This window comes from Halorubrum sp. SP3 (genome assembly GCF_005435195.1).
Taxonomy (GTDB): Archaea; Halobacteriota; Halobacteria; order Halobacteriales; family Haloferacaceae; genus Halorubrum; species Halorubrum sodomense.
This window is the reverse complement of sequence record NZ_SGTU01000002.1, coordinates 39,426-62,007: the sequence shown is the minus strand read 5'-3', so window position 1 is coordinate 62,007 and position 22,582 is coordinate 39,426. Positions and strand designations below refer to the sequence as shown.

Sequence of the window (22,582 nt, the reverse complement as noted above, 5' to 3'; positions counted from 1 at the left end):
ACCGCGCCGCTCGGCGTCCGGAGCCCCCGAGGCGCCGTCGGGGTGTCGTAGATGGGCGGACGATCGACGGACGACCGGGCGACCGGTGGACGATCGACGGGCGACCGGGCGACCGGTGGACGATCGACGGGCGACCGGGCGACCGACGGACGACAGACGGACGGTCGAGCGATCGGCGTCGACGTCGGCGGGACGTTCACCGACGTGGCGCTCTCGCTCGGCGGCGACCTCGTCACCGCGAAGGTGCCGAGCACCGCGGACCAGAGCGAGGGCGTCGCGGCCGGCATCGAGACGGCCTGCGAGGCGGCTGGGATCGACCCCGAGAGCGTGACGGAGTTCTCCCACGCGATGACCGTCTCCGTCAACGCGCTGTTGGAGGGCGACGGCGCGCGGACCGCCCTCGTGACGACCGAGGGGTTCCGCGACGTGCTGGAGATCGGCCGGCAGACCCGACCGTCCCTGTACGACCTCGACGCCGAGAAGCCGGCGCCGCTCGTCCCTCGACGCCGCCGGTTCGAGGTCTCCGAGCGGTCGACCGTCGACGGGGTCGAGCGTCCGGTCGACGACGCGGCGATCGAGTCGGTCGTCGCCGACCTCCGCGACGCCGAGGTCGAGTCCGTCGCGGTCTGCCTGCTCCACGCCTACGCGCATCCCGACAGCGAGGAACGCGTCGCGGACGCGCTGCGCGACGCGCTCGACGTCCCGGTGTCCGCCTCCCACGAGGTGCTCCCGGAGTTCCGCGAGTACGAGCGCACCTCGACGACGGTCGTCGACGCCTACGTGCGCCCGGCGATCGACGGCTACGTCGGTCGCCTCACCGAGCGAGCGCGGGACCTGGGCCTCCCGCAGCCGCGGATCATGCAGGCCAACGGCGGCGTCACCGACGCCGACACGGTCAGGCGAAACGCCGTGACGACCGTCCTCTCGGGCCCCGCCGCGGGCGTCGTGGGCGCGAGCGCGACGGCGGCGACCGCCGACGACCGCGACGGGCTGATCACCTTCGACATGGGCGGCACCTCCAGCGACGTCAGCCTCGTCCGCGACGGCGAGGTCGAGCGGACGACGGAGGCGACCATCGCCGACCGACCGATCGGCACGCCGATGGTCGACGTCGAGACGGTGGGCGCGGGCGGCGGCTCGATCGCGTGGGTCGATTCCGGGGGCGCGCTCCGGATCGGCCCGCGCTCGGCCGGCGCGGATCCCGGGCCCGCCTGCTACGGCAAGGGCGGTACCGAGCCGACCGTCACGGACGCGGACCTCGTGTTGGGGTACGTCGGGGCGGACACCGACCTCGGCGGCGACCTGTCGCTCGACGCGGCGGCCGCCCGCGACGCCCTCGCCCGCCTCGCGGACGAGGCCGGGATGGAGGGCCCGGTCGCGGCCGCGCTGGGCGTCCACCGCGTCGCGAACGCGGACATGACCCGGGCGATCCGCTCAGTCACCGTCGAGCGCGGTCACGACCCGCGTGAGTTCGGGCTCGTCGCGTTCGGCGGCGCGGGGCCGATGCACGCGGTCTCGATCGCCGACGGCCTCGACGTCGAGCGCGTCGTCGTCCCGCACGCGTCCGGCGTTCTGTCGGCCTACGGGCTGCTCGCGGCCGACGAGACCCGAGACGCGGTGCGGACGCACCAGGGACCGCTCGCCGAGGTCGACCCGGACGCGATCGACGCCGTCTACGGGGAACTGCTCGACCGGCTGCTGAGCGAGGTGAGCGACCCGGACGCGGCGCGGCTGGAGTACGCCGCGGACTGCCGGTACGCCGGGCAGAGCTTCGAGCTCACCGTCGACGTCGAGCGACCGTTCGACCCCGCGGCGGTCGGCGAGCGGTTCGCGGCGGCCCACGAGTCGGCGTACGGCTACCGGGCCGACGAGCCCGTCGAGCTCGTGAACTGTCGCGCGACGGCGACCGTCCCCCGGAGTGCGCCGGCGATCGAGTCGGTCGGCGGCGACGACGACGCCCCCCGGACGACGCGCGAGGCGGTGTTCCCGGACGGGCGCCGCGAGACGCCGGTCTACGACCGAGAGCGGTTCCCGGCCGCCGAACCGATCGAGGGGCCAGTCGTGGTCGAGGGGCCGGAGAGCACGGTCGTCGTCCCGCCCGCGTGGCGCGTGCGACTCCGCGACGACGGCGCGCTGGTGGCGGAGGTGAGCGACGCGTGAGCGACGCGGAGACCGGCCCGGACGTCGACCCGGTCACGCTGGAGATCCTCCGCAACCAGCTGGAGAGCGTCGCGGCCGAGATGGGACACGTGCTGATCCGCGGCGCGTACTCGCCGAACATCAAGGAGCGACAGGACTGCTCGACGGCGCTGTTCGACGCCGACGGCCGGATGGTGGCACAGGCCGAACACATCCCCGTACACCTCGGCGCGATGCCGGACGCGGTCGAGGTCGTCCTCGAGAAGGACCCGAAACCGGGGGACGTGTTCGTCGTCAACGACCCGTTCGCCGGGGGGACGCACCTCCCGGACGTCACGCTGGTCTCGACGGTCGCGCCCGACGACGAGATCGTCGGGTACGCGGTGTCTCGCGCGCACCACGCCGATGTCGGCGGGAGCGCGCCGGGAAGCATGCCGCCCGGCGCGCGCGAGATATACGAGGAGGGGCTCCGGCTCCCGGCGGTCCGGCTCGTCGACGGCGGCGAGCCGAACGAGGCCGTCCGCGACCTGATCCTCGCTAACGTCCGCACGCCGGACGAGCGCGAGGCGGACCTCCGGGCGCAGCGCGCCGCGAACGCGCGCGCCGAGGAGCGCGTCGGGGAACTGCTCGACGAACACGGCGACGCGCTCCTCGACGCCTTCGACGCCGTCATCGACTACTCCCGCGAGCGTGTCGAAGGCGAGCTCCGGGAACTCCCGGACGGCACCTATCGGGCGCGCGACGTGCTCGAAGGCGACGGCGTGACCGACGCGGAGATTCCGGTCGCGGTGACCGTCACCGTCGACGGCGCCGCGATCGACATCGACTTCGCCGGCACCGCCGACCAGGTCGACGGCAACCTGAACGCCCCCTTCTCGGTCGCGAAGAGCGCGGTCTACTTCGTCGTCCGCGCGGTCACCGACCCGGAGATCCCGCCGAACCACGGCTGTTACGAACCGGTCTCCATCTCGGCCCCCGAGGGATCGCTGCTCGACCCCTCCCCCCCGGCCGCGGTCGTCGGCGGGAACGTCGAGACGAGCCAGCGCGTCACGGACGTGACGCTGGCCGCGCTCGCCGAGGCGGTACCGGACGCGATCCCCGCCGGCGGACAGGGGACGATGAACAACCTGATCGTCGGCGACCGCGGGGGCGAGTTCACCTACTACGAGACCATCGGCGGGGGCTTCGGTGCCCGTCCGAGCAGAGACGGAATGGACGGGGTTCAGGTCGGGATGACCAACACGCTCAACACCCCGGTCGAGGCGCTGGAGGCGGCGTACCCGCTCCGGGTCGAGCGGTACGCGCTGCGCCCGTCGAGCGGCGGCGACGGGCGGTACCGCGGCGGTCTCGGCCTCGAACGGACCGTCACCGTCGAGACCGACGCGACCGTCTCGCTGCTGACCGAGCGTCGCCGAACCGCCCCGCGGGGGCTCGACGGCGGCGAGGACGGCGCGACCGGTCGGAACCTGATCGACGGCGAGGCGGTCCCGGCGAAGACGGCCGTCGACGTCGCGGCCGGGACGACGGTGTCCGTTCTGACGCCGGGCGGCGGCGGGCACGGCGACCCGACCGAGCGCGACCCGGAGGCTCGCGAGCGCGACCGGCGAGACGGGAAAGTCGAGGACTGACGGCTGGCGGGGTCGAACTCGCCGGTCGGCCTACTTGAACCGGAACGTCTCCAGGTTCTTCGGCGAGAACGTCCGCATGTTGTAATCGTGGTACAGCGCCGAGGAGAGGTCCTGAACGGAGCTCTCGTCGCCGTGGACGCACAGCACCTTCTCCGGACGCGGGTTCATGGTCTTCACGAAGTTCTCTAACCCCTGTCGATCGGCGTGGCCGGAGAAGCCGTCGACGACCTCGACGCCCATCTCCAGGGTGAGCGTGTCGCCGCGGCTCCCGCCGCCCCAGCCGTCGACCGGGATCTCGTCCCAGCCGTTCTGGATCCGGCGGCCGAGCGTCCCCTGCGCCTGGTAGCCGACGAACACGAGGTTCGAGTCCGGGTCGGGGCCGATGTGGCGGAGCCACGACATGATCGGCCCGCCCTCGATCATCCCCGAGGTGGAGATGATGATGCACTCGTCGCCGTCGGTGACCTCCTGCCGCTCGTCCTCGCCGGCGTCGATGTGATTGAACTGCTCGGCGAGGAACGGGTTCTCGTCCTCGTGGAAGATGCGGTCGCGGAGGTCGTCGCGGAGGTACTCGGGGTAGGTGGTGTGGATCGCGGTCGCCTCCCAGATCATCCCGTCGAGGTGCACCGGCATCTCCGGGATCTCGCCCTCGCGCATCGCCTCCTCCAAGACGAGCATGATCTCCTGGGAGCGCCCGACGGCGAAGGCGGGGATGACGACCTTCCCGCCCTGCTCGTACGTCTCGTTGATGACCTCCTTGAGCGCCGCCTCGGAGTCCTCCTGGTCGGTCTGGTAGTCGTTGCGGCCGCCGTAGGTGGACTCCAAGACGAGCGTCTCGACGCGCGGGAAGTCGTTGACGGCGCCGTTGAACAGCCGGGTGTCCTCGTAGTGGATGTCGCCCGAGAACGCGACGTTGTAGAGGCCGTCGCCGATGTGGAAGTGGGTGACCGCGCTGCCGAGGATGTGGCCCGCGTTGTGGAAGGTGAGCTTCACGTCCGGGGCGACGTCGGTCACGTCCCCGTACTCGAGCGGGATGGTGTGTTTGATCGCGTCGCGGACCTGCGCGGACTCGTACGGCGGCGTCCGGCCGTCCTTCGCGGCGACGTCGAGGTAGTCGAGCGTGAGGAGGCCCATCAGGTCGCGCGTCGGCTCCGTCGTGTAGATGGGGCCGTCGTACCCGTACTTGAACAGCAGCGGCACGAGCGCCGAGTGATCGAGGTGAGCGTGAGTCAGGACGACCGCGTCGAGCGTCGCCGCGCCCGCGCCGAGCGCCTCGGGCACCTGGAGGTACGGCACCTCGCCCTCCGCGCCGGGCTTGTCGCCGCAGTCGATGAGGATCCGGGTCTCGGGCGTCGAGAGGATGAAGGCCGCGCGGCCGACCTCGCGACAGCAGCCGAGCGTCGTGATCCGGACCCACTCGTCGTCGGACATCTCCTCGCGGTGGATCTGTCGGCCGACGCGCTCGAGGATGTCGCGGCGCTCCTCGCGCTCGTTCTTCAGGAAGCCGCGGACGTTCGAGACGGTGGAGGACTCTATCGGCGGCGTCCGAACGACCTCGGGCGTCCAGCCGACCTCCTGGGTGATGTCCCGTAACGTCGAGCCCCGGCGGCCGATCACCATCCCAGGCTTTTCGGCCTCGATGACGACCTCTCCGGTGTCCTCGTGGAAGTCGAGGTCAGTCACGCCGGCCTCCTCCGGGATCACCTCGCGAACCGCCTCCTCGGCGCGCGCCGGCGGGGAGAGGGCGCTGGGGTCGGGGCGGACCGTGATTCGTTTCCGGAGCTTGGAGGCGAGCCGGCGGATGAGGTCGCCGTCGCCGGCGAACTGCTTCGGGTCGCGCGTGTAGACGACCAGTTCCGGGCCCTCGTATTTCACGTCGGTGACCGTGATGCCGTTCGGGATCTCCTGTTCGATCTCTGATTTCAGGGTATCGAGCTGCTTGTCGACTTGACTCATATCTTACCGCGGGTAGTTGGGGTCGCCGCCGCCGTCGAACGCGTCCGCGCGCCGGTCCGTGGCTCGTCGCCGAACGGTCGACCGTGACGGGGTAGGCATAGTGGAAGTACTGTCCGTACTGGTTCCGTGCGCGGGAACAGCCAGCGAAAACCCGCTTGGATCACGCTACTGCCCCGCCGTTATAAAAGCCTTCGCAAAGGGCAAGCCTCGGCCGGCCCAAGACGGGCCATGCGCGTCACGCCGCAGACGGTCCGCGACGAACACGCCTGGGTCCGCGACCGCGCCGACGTGATCGTCCCGGTCATCAACGACACCCGCGACCGACTCGGCCGACTGTTCGAGACCGACGTGGACGCGATCGCGCCCGACGGCTACCGTCGCGAGGTCGACGCCGTCTTCGCCGACGGCGAGGTCGCGGTCAACGTCGCCGGCTGCGTCGCCCTCCTCCGCGACCTCGACGTGGCGGGCGACTACCCCGGGTTCGTCGTCGACGAGGTCCTCGGCCGGGAGCTGGCCGCGACGATAGCCGGCGGGCGTCCGCTCTCGCTGCTCGCGCAGGCGACGTTCCACGTCGCGGACCCCTACGTGGATCGGGATGCCACGGCCGAGGTCGACCGGGACGCGGCGGCCGACGCGGACCGGGCCGGCGCCGGCACCGCCGGCGCGGACGACCTCGACGCCGCGCTCGCGGCGGGGTTCCAGACGCGGCTCCCCGGCTGGGACTGGCGAGAGGGAGAGAGCCCGTTCGCGGTCGACGACGAGGCCGGGGAAGGGAGTCCGTGAGAGCGGCGACCGACTACGACGTGACGTTCCTGACGAGCCCGTACGCCTTGTCGAGCAGCGCGTCGGGCAGGAACCGCGCCAGGACGCCCACGCGGGCGACCGTTCCCGGCTGAACTCGGGCCGGCGGTCGGGTCGCGCTCGCGGCGTCGTAGATGGCGTTCGCGACGAGCTCAGGCTCCACGGCGCCGGGGCCGTCGCCGCCGATCAGCTGTGCGTCCTCGAACAGCTCGTAGAACCCCTCGTACGCGGCGGTCCGGTCGATACCGTCGCGCTCCCCGGCGTCGGCCTCGCGCTCCCGGTCGTCACCCTCCGGATCGACGCCCGCCTCCGCCTGTGCGCGCTTCGAGAAGTTCGTCTTCACCGGGCCGGGCTCGACGACGACCACGTCGACGCCGAGGTCCGAGACCTCGTTGCGGAGCGCGTCGGACATCGCCTCCACGGCGAACTTCGATCCGCTGTACACGCCGCCGCCGGGCATCGATACCCGGCCCGCGACCGACGAGACGTTGACGATCGTCCCGTCGCGCTCGCGGCGCATCCCGGGGAGGACCGCCCGGATCAGCCGATGCGGGCCGTACACGTTCACGTCGAACTGCTCGTGGACCCGCTCCGTCGAAACGTCCTCGATCGGCCCGAACTGGCCGTAGCCGGCGTTGTTGATCAGCGCGTCGATCGCGCCCGCCTCGTCTAGGATCCGCTCGACGACGCGGTCGACGTCGTCCTGATCGGTGACGTCGAGCGTGGCGAGCTCACAGCCCGCCTCGCCGAGCGCTTCGATGTCCGCGGGGTTCCGCGCGGTGGCGTACACGGTCCATCCCTCGTCGACGAAGGTGTGTGCCGCGGCGCGACCGATGCCCGAGGAACAGCCGGTGATGAGTACCGTCTTCTGCACGCCTCTCCGGTCTGTCTCCGACGGCATAACTCTCCCGACCGGCGGCGGGACGCCCGCCGGCGATCGGGGGAAAAGAAGCGCTACTCCCCGTCGCTTTCGCCGTCCGCCTCGTCCTCGTCGGCCGGGAGCAGGTCGCGCTCCTCGAGGACCGCCTCGATCTCGTCGGTCGGCCGCTCGGCGTACTCGGGGTCGTCGACGGTGATCGTGGCGACGCCGACGCCCTCCGGGGACAGTTCCCCGTCGTTCGACCGCGCGAGGGTGTCGAGCGCGAGCCCGACCGCCTCGTCCGTGGTGAGGCCCTCCTCGTACGTCTCCTCCAGGTACTCCCGGAGGTCGCTGCGGTCCGAGCCGATCGACAGCGCCTGCCACTCGTAGGGGGTGCCAGAGGGGTCCGTCTCGAACAGGTGCGGTTCGCCGTTCTCGATCCCGCCGACGATGAGCGCGACGCCGAACGGGCGCGCGCCGCCGACCTGCGTGTACTGCTGGATGTGGTCGGTGATGCTCTTCGTCAGCGTCTCGATGCCGACGGGCTCCCCGTAGCGGAGCCGGTTCACCTGCGCCTGGCGGCGCGCGAAGTCGATGAGCTGGCGGGCGTCGGCGACGTGGCCCGCGCTCGCGACGCCGACGTGGTCGTCGGCCTTGTGGAGCTTCTCGACGCTCTCCGGTTCCATCAGCGGGGAGCGGGCGCGCTTGTCGGCCGCGAGGACGACCCCGTCCTCGGCGCGGATCCCGACGCTCGCCGTCCCTCGTTTCACCGCCTCCCGGGCGTACTCGACCTGGTAGAGTCGGCCGTCCGGAGAGAAGATGGTGATGCCGCGGTCGTACGCCTGTTGTTGAGATTGGCCCTGCATGATATCACTCGGTGTCGAACGTCGTCGCGCCGACGCGACCCGACTCGACCCGCAGGTCGCACGCGTCACCGCGCACGGTCGCGGACCGTTCGGCGCCTTCGAACGCGACGTCTCGCTGTGTCGAACTGGCGGTCGCGCGACCCATATATCTTTCTTCACAGGCACGCACCGTCCCCGAAATCCCCCTGACGAGGATTCCGACGGGCTCGCCGTCGACCTCGCTCACGCAGGCGACGGCGGCGCGCGCGTCGTCGACGTGGCCGTGTCTGACGCGGACGACGGCCTCGCCGGTCCCGTCCGCGTGCGCGAACGACAGCAGCGTGAGGTCGGCGTCGGCGCTGCCGGCGTCCCCGAGGAGGTTGCCGGCGCTGTACCATAGCGCGCGCTGGAACGCGCGCCGGCCGACCTCGGCGTCCGTCCACGTCTCGATCCCGACCGCGAGGTACCGCCACCGCGGGCGGAGGTGTTTCGGGAGGTGTTTCATCTCGGCACCCTCACGCCGGGAGTTCGCGGAGCCGCTCCGCGACGATCACCGCCACCTGGTCGTGGACCCGCTCGACGGCGGTCACCGCGAACCCCTCCTCGGTGAACGCCTCGACCAGCGTGCCGACGGTCGCGGGGTCGTCGACCTCGGGGCTGTAGAACGGCGCGTCCGGGTCCGGCCCCTCGAAGAAGGCGACGTCGCCGAGGGCGATCCGCCGCGCGCCGGTCTCGCTCATCACCCGGATCGCCTCGCGCTTCTCGTCGTCAGCGAGGTGGTGGAGCGCGAAGTTCGAGGTGACGACGTCGACCCGCTGGTCCGGGTCGAGGTCGGGGTCGCGGAACTCGCCGTACGCGAACTCCACGTTGTCGAGGCCGCGGTCGGCGGCCTTCCGACGACCCTCCTCCATCATCCCCTCGCTGATATCGCGCGCCAGGACGCGCTCGGCGTCCGCCGCGACCGCGAGCGCGATGGCGCCGGTCCCGGCGCCCAGATCGAGGACGACGTCGTCCGACTCGGGCGCGGCGTGGTCGATCACGAGGCTCGCGCAGGCGTGGTACTCGTCGCTCTTCGAGTCGTCGTACGCGGCCGCCTTCTCGGAGAACCGCTCGGCGTGTTCCTCAACCGTCTTCTTCATACCTGCCACGTCGGACCCCCGGCTCTATGAAGCTCTCGGAGCGGCGCTCCCGGTTGCGCTCGACGAGGTCGCCCCACGCTCGGAGCCCCTCGCGGACCGCCTCGGCGTCGAACCCGACCGCCTCTCCCACCGAGACCAGCTCCCGCGGAGCGCGCAGTTGGAGGTGCGAGCGGGCGTTCGCGCTCACGACGTACGGCGCGTCGTAGTGGTCGACGATCTCGCGGAGCTTCCGGAGGTCCGCGAGCGCCCGGACGCGCTTCCCGCCCGTCTCGCGCAGCGCCGGGCCGAAGTCGAACTCGACGTGAACTCCGTTGTCGCGCGCCGCCTTCGCGAGGACGTGGTTGACGTCCCCGCCGCCCGCCATCGGACGGACGAGGGCGTCGACGCGCGCCTGCTCGACCGCGAACCGGTTCAGGGCGTCGTCGCCCCCGACGACGCAGACCACGGTCCGGTCGGACCGGTAGTTCCCGACCGCGCCCGACGCGCTCGTCGGGTCGTCGGCGTCGATCTCGACCGCGTCGACGACGTCGATCCCGTACTCCTGGCGGAGCGCGTCCGGGTCGCGGACGGGGCTCTCGTCGCGGTCCGCCGCGGCCGAGCCGCCGTCGCCGGGTCCACCGCCGCCATCGACCGGATCCAGCGCGTCGCGCGACCGCACCACGATCCCGTCGTAGCCCTGTCGTGCGGCGGTCGCGGCGTGGCGCGCGACGGTCGCCTCGCCGTCCGGGTGGGCGTGAACGGCCTCGTACATGGACCCCCGTTTCGCGGCCGAGCGTATCGGCGTTGCGCTTTCGGGACCGGGAGCGGTACAGCGCCCCCGGTCCGATCCGGCCGCTTTTGTCCGCCCGTCGGAACACTCGGGTATGCCCGCCGATCTGGAGGAGAAAACGGACCGCTACGAGCGGATGCTCGCGGACGCGCTCTCCGTCGCAGAGCCCCGTCCGCCGGCCGACACGCCGCTGGGCGAGGCCGCCGCGGACGTGACGGAGATGGCCGAGTCGTACCTCGACGACGGCCGGCACTTCCGCGAGGACGGCGACCCGGTGAACGCGCTCGCCTCGTACTCGTACGGGTACGGCTGGCTCGACGCCGGGGTCAGGCTCGGACTCTTCGCGGTGCCAGACGACACGGAGCTGTTCACGACCTGAGGCCGGCTCGGGCGCGCCGCGTCGCTCGTCCCGCGTCGCTCGCGTCGCGGCCCCTCGCGGCTCACGTCAGGGCGCCCTCGCCCCGAGGGACGCCCTTATGCGGTGCGGCGTTTCAGAGGGCGCATGGACGAACTCGGGGCCCTGACCGAGCGGCTCGTCTCGATCCCCTCCCACGAGGACGAGACGGCCGCGGGCGACGCGATCGAGGAGTGGCTGCGCGCGGAGACGGACGCGACCGTCGAGCGCGACGACGCCGGCAACGTCCTCGCGTTTGCCGGCGCGACCGACGACCCGGACGCCGACTCGCTCGCCCTCGTCGGCCACCACGACGTGGTGCCGCCCGCGCCCGAGCAGACGACCGGCGACGGCCTCGACGGCGAGTACGTCGTCGAGCGTCGCGACGGCCGGATCTACGGGCGCGGGACCGCCGACATGAAGGGGTCGGTCGCGGCCGCGATGCTCGCCTTCCGCGACGCGACGCCGCCCGCCGACCGCGAGCTGATACTCGCCTCGTTCGTCGGTGAGGAGGTCGGCGGCGAGGGGGCGCGCCACGCCATCGACGCCGGGTTCGCCCCCGACCGCGCGGTCGTCGCGGAGGGGTCGACGAACTACTCGAAGCCGGGCGTCACGGACGTGGTCGTCGCCCACCGCGGCCGGCGCGGGTCGCGGCTCGTCGCGCACGGGGCGGCCGCGCACGCCTCGGAGCCGGAGGCGGGCGAGAACGCGATCTACCGCGCCTGCGACGCGATCGACGGGGTCCGCGACCTCGACGCGCCGCGGGCGACGGTCCTCGGCAACGACGTCTCCGGGTCGCTCGCGGTCACGATCGTCGACGGCGGCGACACGTGGAACGTCATCCCGGAGCGCTGCGAGGCGACGGTCGACGAGCGCACGGTTCCCGGCGGTCGCGCGGACGTGGCGGGCGTCGCCGACTCGACGCCGGGCGTCGAGCTCGTCGTCGATCAGGACCTCCCGCCGATGGCCTGCGGGGACGCGGCCTTCGCCGACGCCGCACTCGACGTGGCCCGCGCGGTCCACGAGGAGCGCGGCCTCGACGCGCCCGAACACGTCACGAAGCCGCACGCGACCGACGCCGGATGGCTCGCCGAGGCCGGGACCGACTGTCTGGTCTGTGGCGCCTCCGAGCCGGGGCAGGCGCACACCGACACCGAGAGCGCGAGCCTGGACGTCCTCGACCGCTGCTACCGGATCTACGCGGATATCGCCGAGCGGGAACTGTAGCGGTCGCGGCGGCGGCCTCGGTCGGGGTTCGGCGGCCCGGTGGCGACCCGTATGGAAGGGGTTTTATGCGCCCCGCGGAAAGTGTGCGTCACTATGGGAGACAAGTCGAAGGCTCAAAAGAAGCGTCTGGCGAAGGCGGAGCGCCAGAACACCCGCGTCCCCGCGTGGGTCATGATGAAGACGGACATGAACGTGACGCGAAACCCCAAGCGGCGCAACTGGCGCCGGAACGACCTGGACGAGTAAATGTCGACGAACGACTTCGAGGAGCGCGTCGTCACCGTCCCGCTCCGCGACGCGAAGGAGAAGCCCGTCCAGCAGCGCGCCGACTACGCGATGAAGATCACGCGACAGCACCTCGCGCAGCACTTCTCCGTCGACGAGGACGACGTGATCATCGACGGCTCGGTCAACGAGGCCGTCTGGACGAACGGGCGACAGAACCCGCCCAGCACGGTGCGGGTCCGCGCGGCTCGGTTCGTCGAGGACGGCGAGCCGGTCGTCGAGGCCGAACACGCCGAGTAACGTGTTACGGGCGACCTTCACCGGATCGTCGTACGTGGGCGTGTTCGCCCGCGCGGTCGACGACCTCCTCCTGGTTCGGCCGGACGTCGACGAGGGCCTCGCCGAGGACCTCGCGGCGGAACTCGGCGCCGAGCCGCTGCTGACGACCGTCGGACGGTCGAACACGGTCGGGGCGCTCGCGACGGGTAACGAGCACGGCGTGCTCGTCTCCTCGCGCGCGACCGAACGCGAGAAGGACCGGATCGCGGACGTCGCCGGCGTCCCGGCCGCCGAACTCCCGGGCGAGATCAACGCCGCCGGCAACGTCGTCCTCGCGAACGACTACGGCGCGTACGTCCACCCGGACCTCTCGCGCGAGGCGGTCCAGACGGTCGAGGACGCCCTCGACGTCCCCGTCACCCGCGGCGACCTCGGCGGGGTCAGGACGGTCGGCACCGCGGCGGTCGCCAACGACACGGGCGTGCTCTGTCACCCCCAGTCGACCGAGTCGGAGCTTCAGGCGGTCGAAGAGGCGCTCGACGTCCGCGCCGACCTCGGCACCGTCAACTACGGCGCGCCGCTCGTCGGCTCCGGCCTCGTCGCCACCGACGAGGGGTACGTCGTCGGCGAGGACACGACCGGCCCCGAACTCGGCCGGATCGAAGAGACGCTCGGCTTCATCGATTGAACCAGTCCTCCGTTCCCCCGTTTTCAGTTCGTCGCCGGCTCCCACATTTATAAGCCCCAGCGGAGTTGCGTGCGGCATGCCCGCTATCGAGTGCCGAGACCTGAGCAAGTACTACGGCGACGTCCGCGGGGTCGAAGACGTCTCGTTCACCGTCGAGGAGGGCGAGGTGTTCGGTTTTCTCGGGCCGAACGGCGCGGGGAAGACGACCGCGATCCGCACGCTCCTGGGATTCCTGTCCCCGACGAGCGGCGGCGGAACGCTCCTGGGACACGACGTCACCGACCCCGTCGAGTCGCGCCGCGCCCGGGAGCGGATCGGGTACCTCCCCGGCGACCCGGGGCTCGACCGCGACCGCACCGCGGCGGCGTTCCTCGACCACCAGGCGGCGCTCCGCGGCGAGTCGAGCCGCGACGGCCTCGTCGACCGGTTCGACCTGGACGAGTCGCGTCGGATCGCAGACCTCTCGCGGGGCAACCGGCAGAAGGTGGCGCTGGTGGCCGCGTTCATGCACGACCCGGATCTCCTGTTGCTCGACGAGCCGACCTCCGGGCTCGACCCGCTGCTCCAAGAGGAGTTCGCCGCCCTGGTGCGCGAACGCGTGGACGACGGGGCGAGCGTCCTCCTCTCCTCGCACGTCCTCGGCGAGGTGGCGGCGCTGTGCGACCGCGTCGGCGTCCTCAGGGATGGTCATCTCGCCGCGGTCGAGTCCGTCTCGGACCTCCGGTCTCGCGGCGGCAAACAGGTCCGCGTCCGCGTCGCGGAGGACGTCGACCGGGACGACTTCGAGGTCCGCGGCGCGATGAACCTCCGCGTCGGCGAGACCGTCTCGTTCACGTGGACCGGGGAGTACGACGCGCTGATCGACCTGCTCTCGGGGTACACCGTGCTGGACCTCGACGTCGTCGACGCCCCGCTCGAGGAGGCGTTCATGACCTTCTACGACGGCGACGTGCCGGGGCCGAGCGGGGGCGGCGGACCGAGACCGACCGGCAGCGGCGGGAGCGACGCGTCGAGGGGCGCGACCGCGGGATCGGGGGGTGACGCCCGATGAGCGACCGCCCGGCGCCGTGGCTCGCGATCGCGCGCTACGACGCCGCCGGCCGGGCCCGCGGGTCGCTCGCGGTGGCGGGGCTGCTCTCGGCGGCGCTACTCCTCTTTTTGGCCTTCTACCCGTCGCTGTCGACGTCCGGAGTCGACCTCGACGCCTACGTCGAGGCGTTTCCGCCGGCGGTCCGGGAGGCGTTCGGGATCATCGCCATCTCCTCCGTCGAGGGGTTCCTCGCGGTGGAGTTCTACCAGTTCGCGTGGCTGCTCTTGGTCGGCCTCTACCTCGCGTACCTCGCCGGGGGGACAATCGCCGGCGACGTCGCCTCCGGCCGGATGGACCTCACGCTGTCGGCGCCGGTCGCGCGCCGCGATGTCGTGATCGGGCGGTTCCTCGGACTGGTGCCGCTCGTCGCCCTACTGAACCTCGTGGTACCGGTCGTCGCGTACGTCGGCGTCCTCGCGGTCGGGGAGACGATCGCGGTCGAGCGGCTCGTCGCGGTCCACGCGCTCGCGGTCCCGTACCACCTGACGTGCGTCGCGTTCGGCATCGCCGTGTCGACGCTCGTCTCGCGGCCGGGGATCGCTCAGCGGGTCGCGCTCGGCGCGCTGTTCGCGCTGTTCATGCTCGAGTCGGTCGCGGCGAGCACCGACTACGCGGCGGTCGGGGATCTCAGTCCGACGGCGCACTACGACCCGTCCGCCGTCCTCGTATCGGGCGAGTACGATTCGACGGGCGCGGCGGTCCTGCTCGCGGCGACGGTCGTCCTCGTCGCGCTCGCCGTCGTTCGGTTCCGGCGCGCGGATCTCTCGGGGTGACTCGGAAGGCGGAGCCGCTCGGGAGACCTCTCGCTGGGAGGGTCCCCCGCTGAGAAGGCCCCCCGCTGGGAGGGTCCCCCGCTGAGAAGGCCCCCCGCTGGGAATATCTCCCGCTCGGAAGCCCCCCTCGTCGACGCGGCGGCCTGTCCCCCTTTAGGAAGATACTTCCCTGTCCCTGCCACATCGGGAAACATGAGTACGTACACGGTGAGTGGACGGTTCCAGAGTCGAGACGGCGATCAGCCGTTCACGAAGGACGTCGAGGCGGAAAACGAGGACCTCGCCCGCGAGCGAATCTACACCAACGTCGGGAGCCAGCACAACCGCAAGCGCACCCAGATCGACATCGAGGAGGTGTCCGAGGCATGATGGGTGGCGGACAACAGCAGCTTCAGCAGCTCTCCCAGGAGATCCAGGCGCTCGACGAGGAGATCGAGGCGCTCGAAGCCGAGATAGCCGACTACCGCGAGGAGAAGGCCGACATCGACGACGCGGTCGAGGCCATCGAGACCCTCGACACGGGCGCGACCGTTCAGGTCCCGCTCGGCGGCGGCGCGTACCTCCGCGCCGAGGTCCAGGACATCGACGAGGTCATCGTCTCGCTCGGCGGCAACTACTCCGCGGAGCAGGAGCAGGACGACGCCATCGACGTCCTCCGGCGCAAGCAGGAGGCGCTCGACGACCGCATCGAAGAGACGCAGGCGGAGGTCGAAGAGCTGGAGTCCGAGAGCGACGAGCTCGAACAGCAGGCCCAGCAGATGCAACAGCAGATGCAGCAACAGCAGATGCAGCAGATGCAGCAGACGCAGGACGGAGAGGAGTAAGACGAGGGTCAGACCGTGTTCGACGGACTGAAAGACAAGCTCTCGGGCTTCCGAGAGGACGTCGAAGCGTCGACCGAGGTCGACGAGGAGGCGTCCCCCGAGGAGGGAGCGGCCCCGGGGAGCGACGCCGACGCGAGCGACGAGGCCCCCGAAGGCGGCGCTGCGGCGACCGCCGCCGAAGCCGACGCAGTCGAGGCCGACGAGACGACCTCGGACGACGACGAACCGAGCACCTTCCAGCGCGCGAAGGCGTTCGCGACCGGGCGAATTATCATCGAGGAGGAGGACTTAGAGGAGCCGCTGTGGAACCTCGAGATGGCGCTGCTCGAAAGCGACGTGGAGATGAGCGTCGCCGAGCAGATCCTCGACAGCGTCCGCGAGAGCATGCTCGGCGAGTCCCGCAAGCAGGTCGAGACCACCGGCGAACTCGTCGAGTCGGCGCTTCACGACGCCCTCCTCGACGTCATCGCCGTCGGGCAGTTCGACTTCGAGCAGCGGATCGCCGAGGCAGACAAGCCCGTCACCATCGTCTTCACCGGCGTCAACGGCGTCGGGAAGACGACGAGCATCGCGAAGCTCTCGGAGTGGCTCGCAGACCGCGGCTACTCGTCCGTCCTCGCGAACGGCGACACCTACCGCGCGGGCGCGAACGAGCAGATCCGCGAACACGCCGACCGGCTCGGCCGGGACCTGATCAGCCACGATCAGGGCGGCGATCCGGCGGCCGTCATCTACGACGGCGTCGAGTACGCCGAGGCGAACGACATCGACGTCGTCCTCGGCGACACGGCGGGGCGGCTCCACACAAGCGACGACCTGATGGCCCAACTGGAGAAGATCGACCGCGTCGTCGACCCCGACATGACCCTCTTCGTCGACGAGGCGGTCGCGGGCCAAGACGCGGTCAACCGCGCGAAGGAGTTCGACGACGCCGCGGCGATCGACGGCGCGATCCTGACGAAGGCCGACGCCGACTCCTCGGGCGGCGCCGCCATCTCGGTCGCGTACGTCACCGGCAAGCCGATCCTCTTCCTCGGCACCGGACAGGGGTACGACGACATCACCCGGTTCGACCCCGAGGCCCTCGTCGAGAGCCTGCTCGACGAGGAGTGACCCCCGAGACGAGCTCGGTCCGGACGCTCTCCGTCTGAACGGTCTCTCCGCTCGCGTTCATCGGGATTCGGAACACCGGCTAGTCGGGGCTCGCGGAAGCGGTGACCGCCGTCTCTCGCTCCGGCCTCGTCGTCGCGGTCCGTGGTCGGAGGACCGTCGTTCCCCTAATCGTCGCCGGCCCGGCCGGCCGGTTCCTCGTGGGTGTCGTCGCGAGCCGTGAGCGACCGCGACTCCGCCCGGTCCACGATCCGCACCGCGGCGAACACCGACCCGACGCCGAGCGCGGCGCCGGCGACGACGTCGGTGAGCCAGTGGATGCCGAGGTACATCGTCGAGAACACCACGGCGACCGCGACCGCGGCGGCGACGGGCGTCCAGCGCGGATGCGTCCGTCGCGAGCGCCAGGCGACCGCGATGACGGCCACCGACAGGGAGGTGTGGAGCGACGGAAACACGTTGGTATTCGACGCCACCGCCGCGGTGAGGTCCTGCGTCTGCGGGTACACCCGGTACATCAGTCCGGAGACGGTCTCCAAGTGGTTTCGCGGCCCGTACGAGATGAACAGGGTGTAACAGACGGTGCCGACGGCGTAGTTCAGCATGTACGCGACGAGCAGTTCCTTCAGGTGTCGCTGTCGGCGTCCCGCCGAGAGGAAGTACGTTATCGGTCCCGCGACGAGGAGGAACGCGAACCCGACCATGTAGCTCACGGTGAAGAACTCCAGCGTCGCCTCCGGCGTCACGTCTTGGAGGCCCGCCACGAACCCGCCTTCCAGCGCGTACAGCTCGTCGGTGATGTTCCAGCCCAGCGCGCGAGAGAAGCGTAGCCGATACCCTTGCGTGAGCTGTTTGACCGCGAGGAGCGCGACCGCCGCCCCGAGGTAGGGGGCGACCCCGCGGATGCGCTCGTCGACATCGGTCATCGCCCGCGACACCTGTCGAGGCCCGACACAGAGGAGGGCTGTGACCGCCGTTCCGGCCATTACCGAGAGGCCGGTAGCGGCGGTCACTTCGAGGAGCGCCATCGTCGTCTTTACACGGATCGTCGCGACATATGAGTGACACGGTACCACGGCGGTCGTTCCTTCGCGTCTTGTCGTTCGCGGCTGATGGAACCGACTGGGGCAATTGGATATAGCGAAATACTATTTACGCGTTCTCGTGCGAACAGGATACGTTGGTATTTGGACAACACATACCTGATCCGTTGACACCCGACCAACGCGACGGGACGGCTGGTTCACGAAACCAGTCGGTAGACGTTCGCCTCGTACGTCTCCCGGACCTGATCGCCCCAGTTGTGGGTGTACGTGTCGATCACGTCGTCGGCGACGTCGCCGCGCAGGTACTTCACCACGCCGCGGTCGCCGGTTCTGTCTCTGAGGTGCGTCGTGAAGAAGTGCCGGAAGTAGTGAGGCGTAACGTTCTCGTCGGCGCCGCCGCCGGTCCGATACCAGCCCTCCTTGCGGGCGTACCGCTCAACGACGTGCCTGACCGCCTGCGGCCGGAGTCGCTCGCCCCATCCCTCCGCGGTGCCGACGAACAACGGGTCCGCGGGCGACGGAGAATCCGGTCGGACCGCGAGCCACGCCTTCAACGTCCGCCGAAGCTCGTCGTCGACCGGGATCACCGTCCCGCGCTTCCGCTTGTTGGCGGCCGTCCGCGCCTCGCCGTTCAGTTCCTCGCCGACGGTCGCCTCCGCGGTCACGAATATCGAGTCCGGTCGCTCGGACAGCGCGGGGCGCCCGCCGAGCGCGTACGCGGCGTCGAGCTCCGGGTCGGAAACGGCCAGATCGCGGAGGTCAAGGTTACACAACTCGCCGACCCGCATGCCGGTCTTCAGTAGCGTCACCACGAGCGCGCGGTGGAGGGGATGACGGATCCCGGCGACAAACGACCGCATCGCCGGGATCGAGACGTCGCGACGGGCGGGGTCCTTATCGACGGTCTCGTCCATCTCCTCCATCACCAGCGTCATCGGATTGTCGTCGAAGGCGCCCACTTCCGTCATATACCCGTAAAACCGATGCAGGTACGCCGCGTACGTCGCGACGGTGCTGTCGGCGGCGTCGCCCCGCAGCGAGTGGACGAACGACATACAGTCCCGGTGCGTCGCGGCGTTCGGTTCGGTCTCGTCGAGAAACGCCTCGAACCGACGGAGGACGCGCTCGTACGCCGCTCTGGTTCGGTCGGTCTTCCCGTGATACGTGAGGTCTTCGAGGAAGTAGCCGATCGGGTCGTCCGGATCGGGAGCCGCTCTGGCGCTACTCATCGGTCAACACGTATCCCCCGTCCGGGCCGCTGTATCGGACGCGGTTGCGATCCTGTAAGTCGTCCAGCGTCGCCTCCAGTTCGTCTTCCACGTCACCGACGACGGCCTGGACGAGTTCGTCCCACGAACGAGGCCCGGATTCGAGAGCCGCGTGGACCCGCCTTTCGAGGTCGTGACCCTGGGGGTCGGAGGCCTCGGGAGCGGGTTCGTCGTGCCCCGCCGACTCGGTCGGCGTGAACCCCCTGCGCCCGGCCTGTACCATCGTCCTGACGAACTCGCTCAGCGACATGTCGAGTTCGTCGGCGTGGTTTCGCCAGACGTCCTTCTGTTCCGTCGGGACGTACGTCTTCACCGACTGTCGATCGCCTCCCATCGTTCGAACGACGTTTCTCGCGCGTGTGACTTTAATCTATCCTAGATTTACGGATAAGTGACCTTATCTTCTTTTCTAGTGCTCTTAGCCGACCGCCGTGTATTGAATATCTCGTAATTTAGGGCTACTACTATGAAAATCTAGTACTACATCTTCGGATATACTTTTTGTGGATAACTGTGCGAAACACCCGCGCGAGTTCGAGCCGAATCGTCGGTCGCTCACTCTGATCGGAACGACTCGATCAGCTGCTACCGTTTTCTCGCGGCATCGAGACGGTCAGTACGGGGTAACGTGCCGGGGTCGATGCCCGTCTCACCACTACCGCATATATCGCATCCCGCGATATCGTATCCGGCGTCAGACGCGAATCTCCGAGTCGGCGGCTTCGTGGTCGAGCGCTCGAAGCACGCGCGAGACCGACTCCGCCGTCTCGGCCGCGTTGCGCATCAGAACCGTCTCACTGGGGAACAGCTGTTCGCCGACCGAGAGCCCGTGTTCGCGGGCGGTCGAACCGGTGACGGTGAGGTACACGCCGAGGCCGACTCGGGCGATAGCGGCCTCCTCTTCCTCGTCGGCCTCGGGATAGACGAACTCGACGCCGTCGAGCGCGTCAGTCCCCAGCACCGCGGTGACGAGACGCTCGTACCGGGGCGAGATACACAGCGGCCCCTCGTAGTCGACGAGGAACGCGCGGTCGAACGTCTCGCTCGGAGCCCGGCCGTTCTCGCGCCCCATCAGAGTGTGATACACCGTGTCACCGAGTCCGCCGACGACGCGGACGTCGGTGTCGACCGGATCGATTCGGTCGTTGATGTCGGAGATGTTACCGAGCCCGGTCGGTCTTATCCCGACCACCTCCTCTAACACGAGGTCGGCGGAGTCGAATCCGAGCGCGAACTCGTGGGTCCGGAGCGCTCGAAACGGTTCCTCGCGGCCGACGAGCGTGACCGTCACACCGCCCAGATCGACCGTTGCGGCGTCGAAGACGATCCGGCGGGGTTTCCCGTTCCGGTCGTCGCGCAGCAGCGTGAACTCCGGTTTCGCCTCCGTCGTCGGGTCAGAGTACTCGGCGAGCCGTTCGTAGGGACCGTCGTCGGCGTCGACCGCGCCCTTCGTGACGGCCTTCTCGTACCGGAGCGTGTTGCTCACGGTGTCCGCGAGCCGGTCGATGCGGTCGTCGTCCGCGACGGCCGCGACCCGCTCTAAGACGGCCTCGAGCGGGCGTCCCTTGCGAGGAACCGCGACCGGAACCGGATCTGTCATTGGGCGAGATGGGGTCGCGCGCGTGAAACGGATTGCGTTTTGGAACCGATCGGACAGAGCCGGACGACAGGAGTCGTGTATCGTCGTAAACGGTCGAATTAGGGCCCGAAGGCCTCGTTGAGACGAGTTCGGAACTCGTCGAGTTCGTCGAGGTGATCGTTGATCTCGTCCAACTCGGCGGCCACGTCGTCGAGGTCCTCGCCGAGGCGGTCCTCGATGTCGGTGAGCCGCGCGTCGATCTCCGCGAGGTCGTCCCACAGGTCGTCGAACTCCTCGTCGAAGCGGTCGAGGCCGGACTCCACGTCGTCGATGCGATCCTCGGCGTTTTCGGCGCGCTCCGCCGCGTCTTCGGCCCGACCCTCGGCGTTTTCGGCGCGCTCCGCCGCCTTGTCGACCTCCTCGTACAGCGTCTCGACGTCGTCGCCTAGGTCGTCGACCGTCTCCGCGACGGCGTCCGCCTGGCCGTCGATCCGCTCGACGTCCGCGGTGAGGTCGTCGACGTCGGTCTCGACCGTCGAAACGGCGTCTCGGACGGACTCGACCGTCTCGTCGACGGACGCGACCTCGTCTTCGACCGCCCGCACGTCGCCCTCGACGTCGCGGACATCGTCCTCCACGTTGCGAACGTCGCCTTCGACCTCCTCGATCTCGCCCTCGACGGCGTCGACGCGCGTTTCGACCGCGTCGACGGCGTCCGAGGTCGAATCGACCGCGGAATCGACGCGCTCGACGTCCGACTCGATCGCCTCGCGCTCCTCGTCCGCGACGTCGACGCGCTCGTCGAGCGCGTCCACCTCGGACTCGACGGCGTCGACGCGCTCGTCGATGCCGTCGAGGATCTCTCGGGCCGTCCCCTCCTCGTCGATGAACTCCGCGAGGGCGTCGGCGTACGCCTCGATATCGGCCACGCTCGACTGGAGTCGGGAGATGCGTACGTCGACGCTGCGGGGAACGGCCGCGTCGAACGCCTCCTCGATGGTCGCGATGTCTTCTTCGTCCGCCGCGCCCGTCCGGATCTCGGCCGCCAGCGCGGCCGCCAGACCCCCCTCACCCGGGAGACTGCCGGCGGTATCGTCCGTTTCACCGGTGTCGACGCCCTCCTCTCCTCCCTCGGTGTCGACGCCCTCGTCCACCTCCTCGACCACGGCCTCCGAATCGTCGACTGCGGGCGATTCAGCGGGCTCGTCCTCGTCGGGCTCGGTCTCCGATTCGGCCGCGGCTCCGAGCGGCGCGCCCTCGTGTTCGGTCACTGCCGCCGCGCCGTCGTCGGTGACCGTCCGGGGTTCGGGCGAGTCGGTCTCCGCCTCGTCGGCACTGTCGCCTTCGGGATCCGCGCCGGTCGCTTCGGGCTCAGGCGCTTGGGGGGGCGATTCATCGGGCTCTTCGGGCGGCAGATCGTCGGATTCGGCCATGCCGGGAAGGGTCTCGCGGTCGCCGGAGAGGACCTCCCTGACCGCGTCCGTGTCGCCGGCGCCGAGCACGTCTTCTATCTCCTCGCCGACGGGCACGTGTTCGATCACCGGCGTGCCGAGGAACCCGTCGAGGTCGGGGTCGTCGTCCCGGATCCCGAACACCGTTTCGACGCTCTCGTCGGGGTCGATCACGCGCTCGAACTCCACCCGGTGGTCCTTGTACGCCGTCCAGTTCTCGCTCTCGTACTCCGGGTGGAACCCCACCCGGTCCATCGGGAACGACTCCGGAATCCGATCGACGATGCGCACCCGTACGGGGTCCTCGCGGTTCGAGGAGAGGAGATACCTCACCGCGGGCACGGGGAACGCGTCGTCCGTGAAGGATTTCTCGACGCGGATCCCGTCCTCGTCGACGGTCGTCGTCGCCTCTGCCGTCCGTTCGCTCATACCCGCACGGTCCCGGAGCAGGGGTTTAAATTCCACGGGCCGCGTTTCGTGGTTGATAACCGA

At 70.1% G+C, this 22,582-nt stretch carries 24 protein-coding genes; 13 read left to right on the top strand and 11 right to left on the bottom strand.

Going from position 1 to position 22,582, the window contains the following annotated elements; genetic code table 11:
• Nucleotides 1-51: 51 nt before the first annotated feature.
• A complete protein-coding gene (locus EXE42_RS01710; RefSeq protein WP_241988311.1) occupies nt 52-2,160 on the top strand; it encodes a hydantoinase/oxoprolinase family protein in 2,109 nt (702 codons plus the stop codon).
• Entirely contained in the window at nt 2,157-3,767 is a 1,611-nt protein-coding gene (locus tag EXE42_RS01705; protein WP_137705768.1) for a hydantoinase B/oxoprolinase family protein, read from the top strand. The genes EXE42_RS01710 and EXE42_RS01705 overlap by 4 nt, the downstream gene beginning before the upstream one ends.
• Before the next feature lie 30 nt (nt 3,768-3,797).
• Here EXE42_RS01705 and EXE42_RS01700 read toward each other — a convergent pair whose 3' ends face one another.
• Nucleotides 3,798-5,723, bottom strand: a complete 1,926-nt coding sequence (locus EXE42_RS01700) for a beta-CASP ribonuclease aCPSF1 (RefSeq protein ID WP_092922674.1) — start codon at nt 5,721-5,723, stop codon at nt 3,798-3,800.
• 228 nt (nt 5,724-5,951) lie between these two features.
• On the opposite strand from EXE42_RS01700, the gene EXE42_RS01695 reads away from it, so the two are divergent.
• Nucleotides 5,952-6,506, top strand: coding sequence for a hypothetical protein (locus EXE42_RS01695; RefSeq protein ID WP_137705767.1), 555 nt, complete (start codon nt 5,952-5,954; stop codon nt 6,504-6,506).
• Nucleotides 6,507-6,519: 13 nt separating this feature from the next.
• Here EXE42_RS01695 and EXE42_RS01690 read toward each other — a convergent pair whose 3' ends face one another.
• The 5 genes from EXE42_RS01690 to EXE42_RS01670 are packed head-to-tail and all read right to left on the bottom strand — an operon-like array spanning nt 6,520 to nt 10,118.
• Nucleotides 6,520-7,425, bottom strand: coding sequence for an SDR family oxidoreductase (locus EXE42_RS01690; protein WP_137693279.1), 906 nt, complete (start codon nt 7,423-7,425; stop codon nt 6,520-6,522).
• 53 nt (nt 7,426-7,478) lie between these two features.
• Nucleotides 7,479-8,249, bottom strand: a complete 771-nt coding sequence (psmA, locus tag EXE42_RS01685) for an archaeal proteasome endopeptidase complex subunit alpha (protein ID WP_092922665.1) — start codon at nt 8,247-8,249, stop codon at nt 7,479-7,481.
• Nucleotides 8,250-8,253: 4 nt separating this feature from the next.
• On the bottom strand, nt 8,254-8,733 hold the full coding sequence (locus EXE42_RS01680; RefSeq protein WP_092922662.1) for an Rpp14/Pop5 family protein: 480 nt from the start codon (nt 8,731-8,733) through the stop codon (nt 8,254-8,256).
• 10 nt (nt 8,734-8,743) lie between these two features.
• Complete coding sequence (locus EXE42_RS01675) at nt 8,744-9,367, bottom strand: class I SAM-dependent methyltransferase (protein WP_092922659.1); 624 nt, start codon at nt 9,365-9,367, stop codon at nt 8,744-8,746.
• A complete protein-coding gene (locus EXE42_RS01670; RefSeq protein WP_137705766.1) occupies nt 9,351-10,118 on the bottom strand; it encodes an RNase P subunit p30 family protein in 768 nt (255 codons plus the stop codon). The genes EXE42_RS01675 and EXE42_RS01670 overlap by 17 nt, the downstream gene beginning before the upstream one ends.
• Before the next feature lie 112 nt (nt 10,119-10,230).
• Here EXE42_RS01670 and EXE42_RS01665 point away from each other — a divergent pair, with 112 nt between their 5' ends.
• From EXE42_RS01665 to ftsY, 10 genes are all read left to right on the top strand, one after another.
• Entirely contained in the window at nt 10,231-10,515 is a 285-nt protein-coding gene (locus tag EXE42_RS01665) for a DUF357 domain-containing protein (protein WP_137693282.1), read from the top strand.
• Nucleotides 10,516-10,638: 123 nt separating this feature from the next.
• Nucleotides 10,639-11,757, top strand: a complete 1,119-nt coding sequence (locus tag EXE42_RS01660; protein ID WP_137705765.1) for a M20 family metallopeptidase — start codon at nt 10,639-10,641, stop codon at nt 11,755-11,757.
• 93 nt (nt 11,758-11,850) lie between these two features.
• Nucleotides 11,851-12,003 (top strand): 50S ribosomal protein L39e, encoded by a 153-nt coding sequence (locus tag EXE42_RS01655; RefSeq protein WP_004050128.1) that lies wholly within the window; start codon nt 11,851-11,853, stop codon nt 12,001-12,003.
• Complete coding sequence (locus tag EXE42_RS01650) at nt 12,004-12,282, top strand: 50S ribosomal protein L31e (protein WP_092922647.1); 279 nt, start codon at nt 12,004-12,006, stop codon at nt 12,280-12,282.
• 1 nt (nt 12,283) lies between these two features.
• Complete coding sequence (locus EXE42_RS01645) at nt 12,284-12,949, top strand: translation initiation factor IF-6 (RefSeq protein ID WP_092922644.1); 666 nt, start codon at nt 12,284-12,286, stop codon at nt 12,947-12,949.
• A 76-nt stretch (nt 12,950-13,025) separates the two neighbouring features.
• Nucleotides 13,026-14,000: an ABC transporter ATP-binding protein gene (locus tag EXE42_RS01640; RefSeq protein WP_137705764.1), complete on the top strand. Its 975-nt coding sequence runs from the start codon at nt 13,026-13,028 to the stop codon at nt 13,998-14,000.
• The gene (locus tag EXE42_RS01635; protein ID WP_092922638.1) at nt 13,997-14,812 is read left to right on the top strand and encodes an ABC transporter permease; all 816 of its coding nucleotides are present in this window, start codon (nt 13,997-13,999) and stop codon (nt 14,810-14,812) included. The genes EXE42_RS01640 and EXE42_RS01635 overlap by 4 nt, the downstream gene beginning before the upstream one ends.
• 192 nt (nt 14,813-15,004) lie before the next feature.
• Nucleotides 15,005-15,181, top strand: coding sequence for a 50S ribosomal protein L18Ae (gene rpl18a, locus EXE42_RS01630; RefSeq protein ID WP_092922635.1), 177 nt, complete (start codon nt 15,005-15,007; stop codon nt 15,179-15,181).
• Nucleotides 15,181-15,636, top strand: a complete 456-nt coding sequence (pfdA, locus tag EXE42_RS01625; RefSeq protein ID WP_092922632.1) for a prefoldin subunit alpha — start codon at nt 15,181-15,183, stop codon at nt 15,634-15,636. Before rpl18a ends, pfdA begins: the two co-directional genes overlap by 1 nt.
• Nucleotides 15,637-15,651: 15 nt before the next feature.
• A complete protein-coding gene (gene ftsY / locus EXE42_RS01620) occupies nt 15,652-16,749 on the top strand; it encodes a signal recognition particle-docking protein FtsY (protein WP_092922629.1) in 1,098 nt (365 codons plus the stop codon).
• 164 nt (nt 16,750-16,913) lie between these two features.
• Here ftsY and EXE42_RS01615 read toward each other — a convergent pair whose 3' ends face one another.
• From EXE42_RS01615 to EXE42_RS01595, 5 genes are all read right to left on the bottom strand, one after another.
• Nucleotides 16,914-17,774: a phosphatase PAP2 family protein gene (locus EXE42_RS01615; protein ID WP_137705763.1), complete on the bottom strand. Its 861-nt coding sequence runs from the start codon at nt 17,772-17,774 to the stop codon at nt 16,914-16,916.
• Between the two features lie 215 nt (nt 17,775-17,989).
• Nucleotides 17,990-19,021: a tyrosine-type recombinase/integrase gene (locus tag EXE42_RS01610; RefSeq protein ID WP_137693285.1), complete on the bottom strand. Its 1,032-nt coding sequence runs from the start codon at nt 19,019-19,021 to the stop codon at nt 17,990-17,992.
• On the bottom strand, nt 19,014-19,394 hold the full coding sequence (locus EXE42_RS01605) for a DUF5805 domain-containing protein (protein ID WP_137693286.1): 381 nt from the start codon (nt 19,392-19,394) through the stop codon (nt 19,014-19,016). The genes EXE42_RS01610 and EXE42_RS01605 overlap by 8 nt, the downstream gene beginning before the upstream one ends.
• 360 nt (nt 19,395-19,754) lie before the next feature.
• Nucleotides 19,755-20,660 (bottom strand): hypothetical protein, encoded by a 906-nt coding sequence (locus EXE42_RS01600; RefSeq protein WP_137705762.1) that lies wholly within the window; start codon nt 20,658-20,660, stop codon nt 19,755-19,757.
• A gap of 98 nt (nt 20,661-20,758) precedes the next feature.
• Nucleotides 20,759-22,519, bottom strand: a complete 1,761-nt coding sequence (locus EXE42_RS01595; protein ID WP_092922614.1) for an alanine-zipper protein — start codon at nt 22,517-22,519, stop codon at nt 20,759-20,761.
• Nucleotides 22,520-22,582 lie beyond the last annotated feature (63 nt).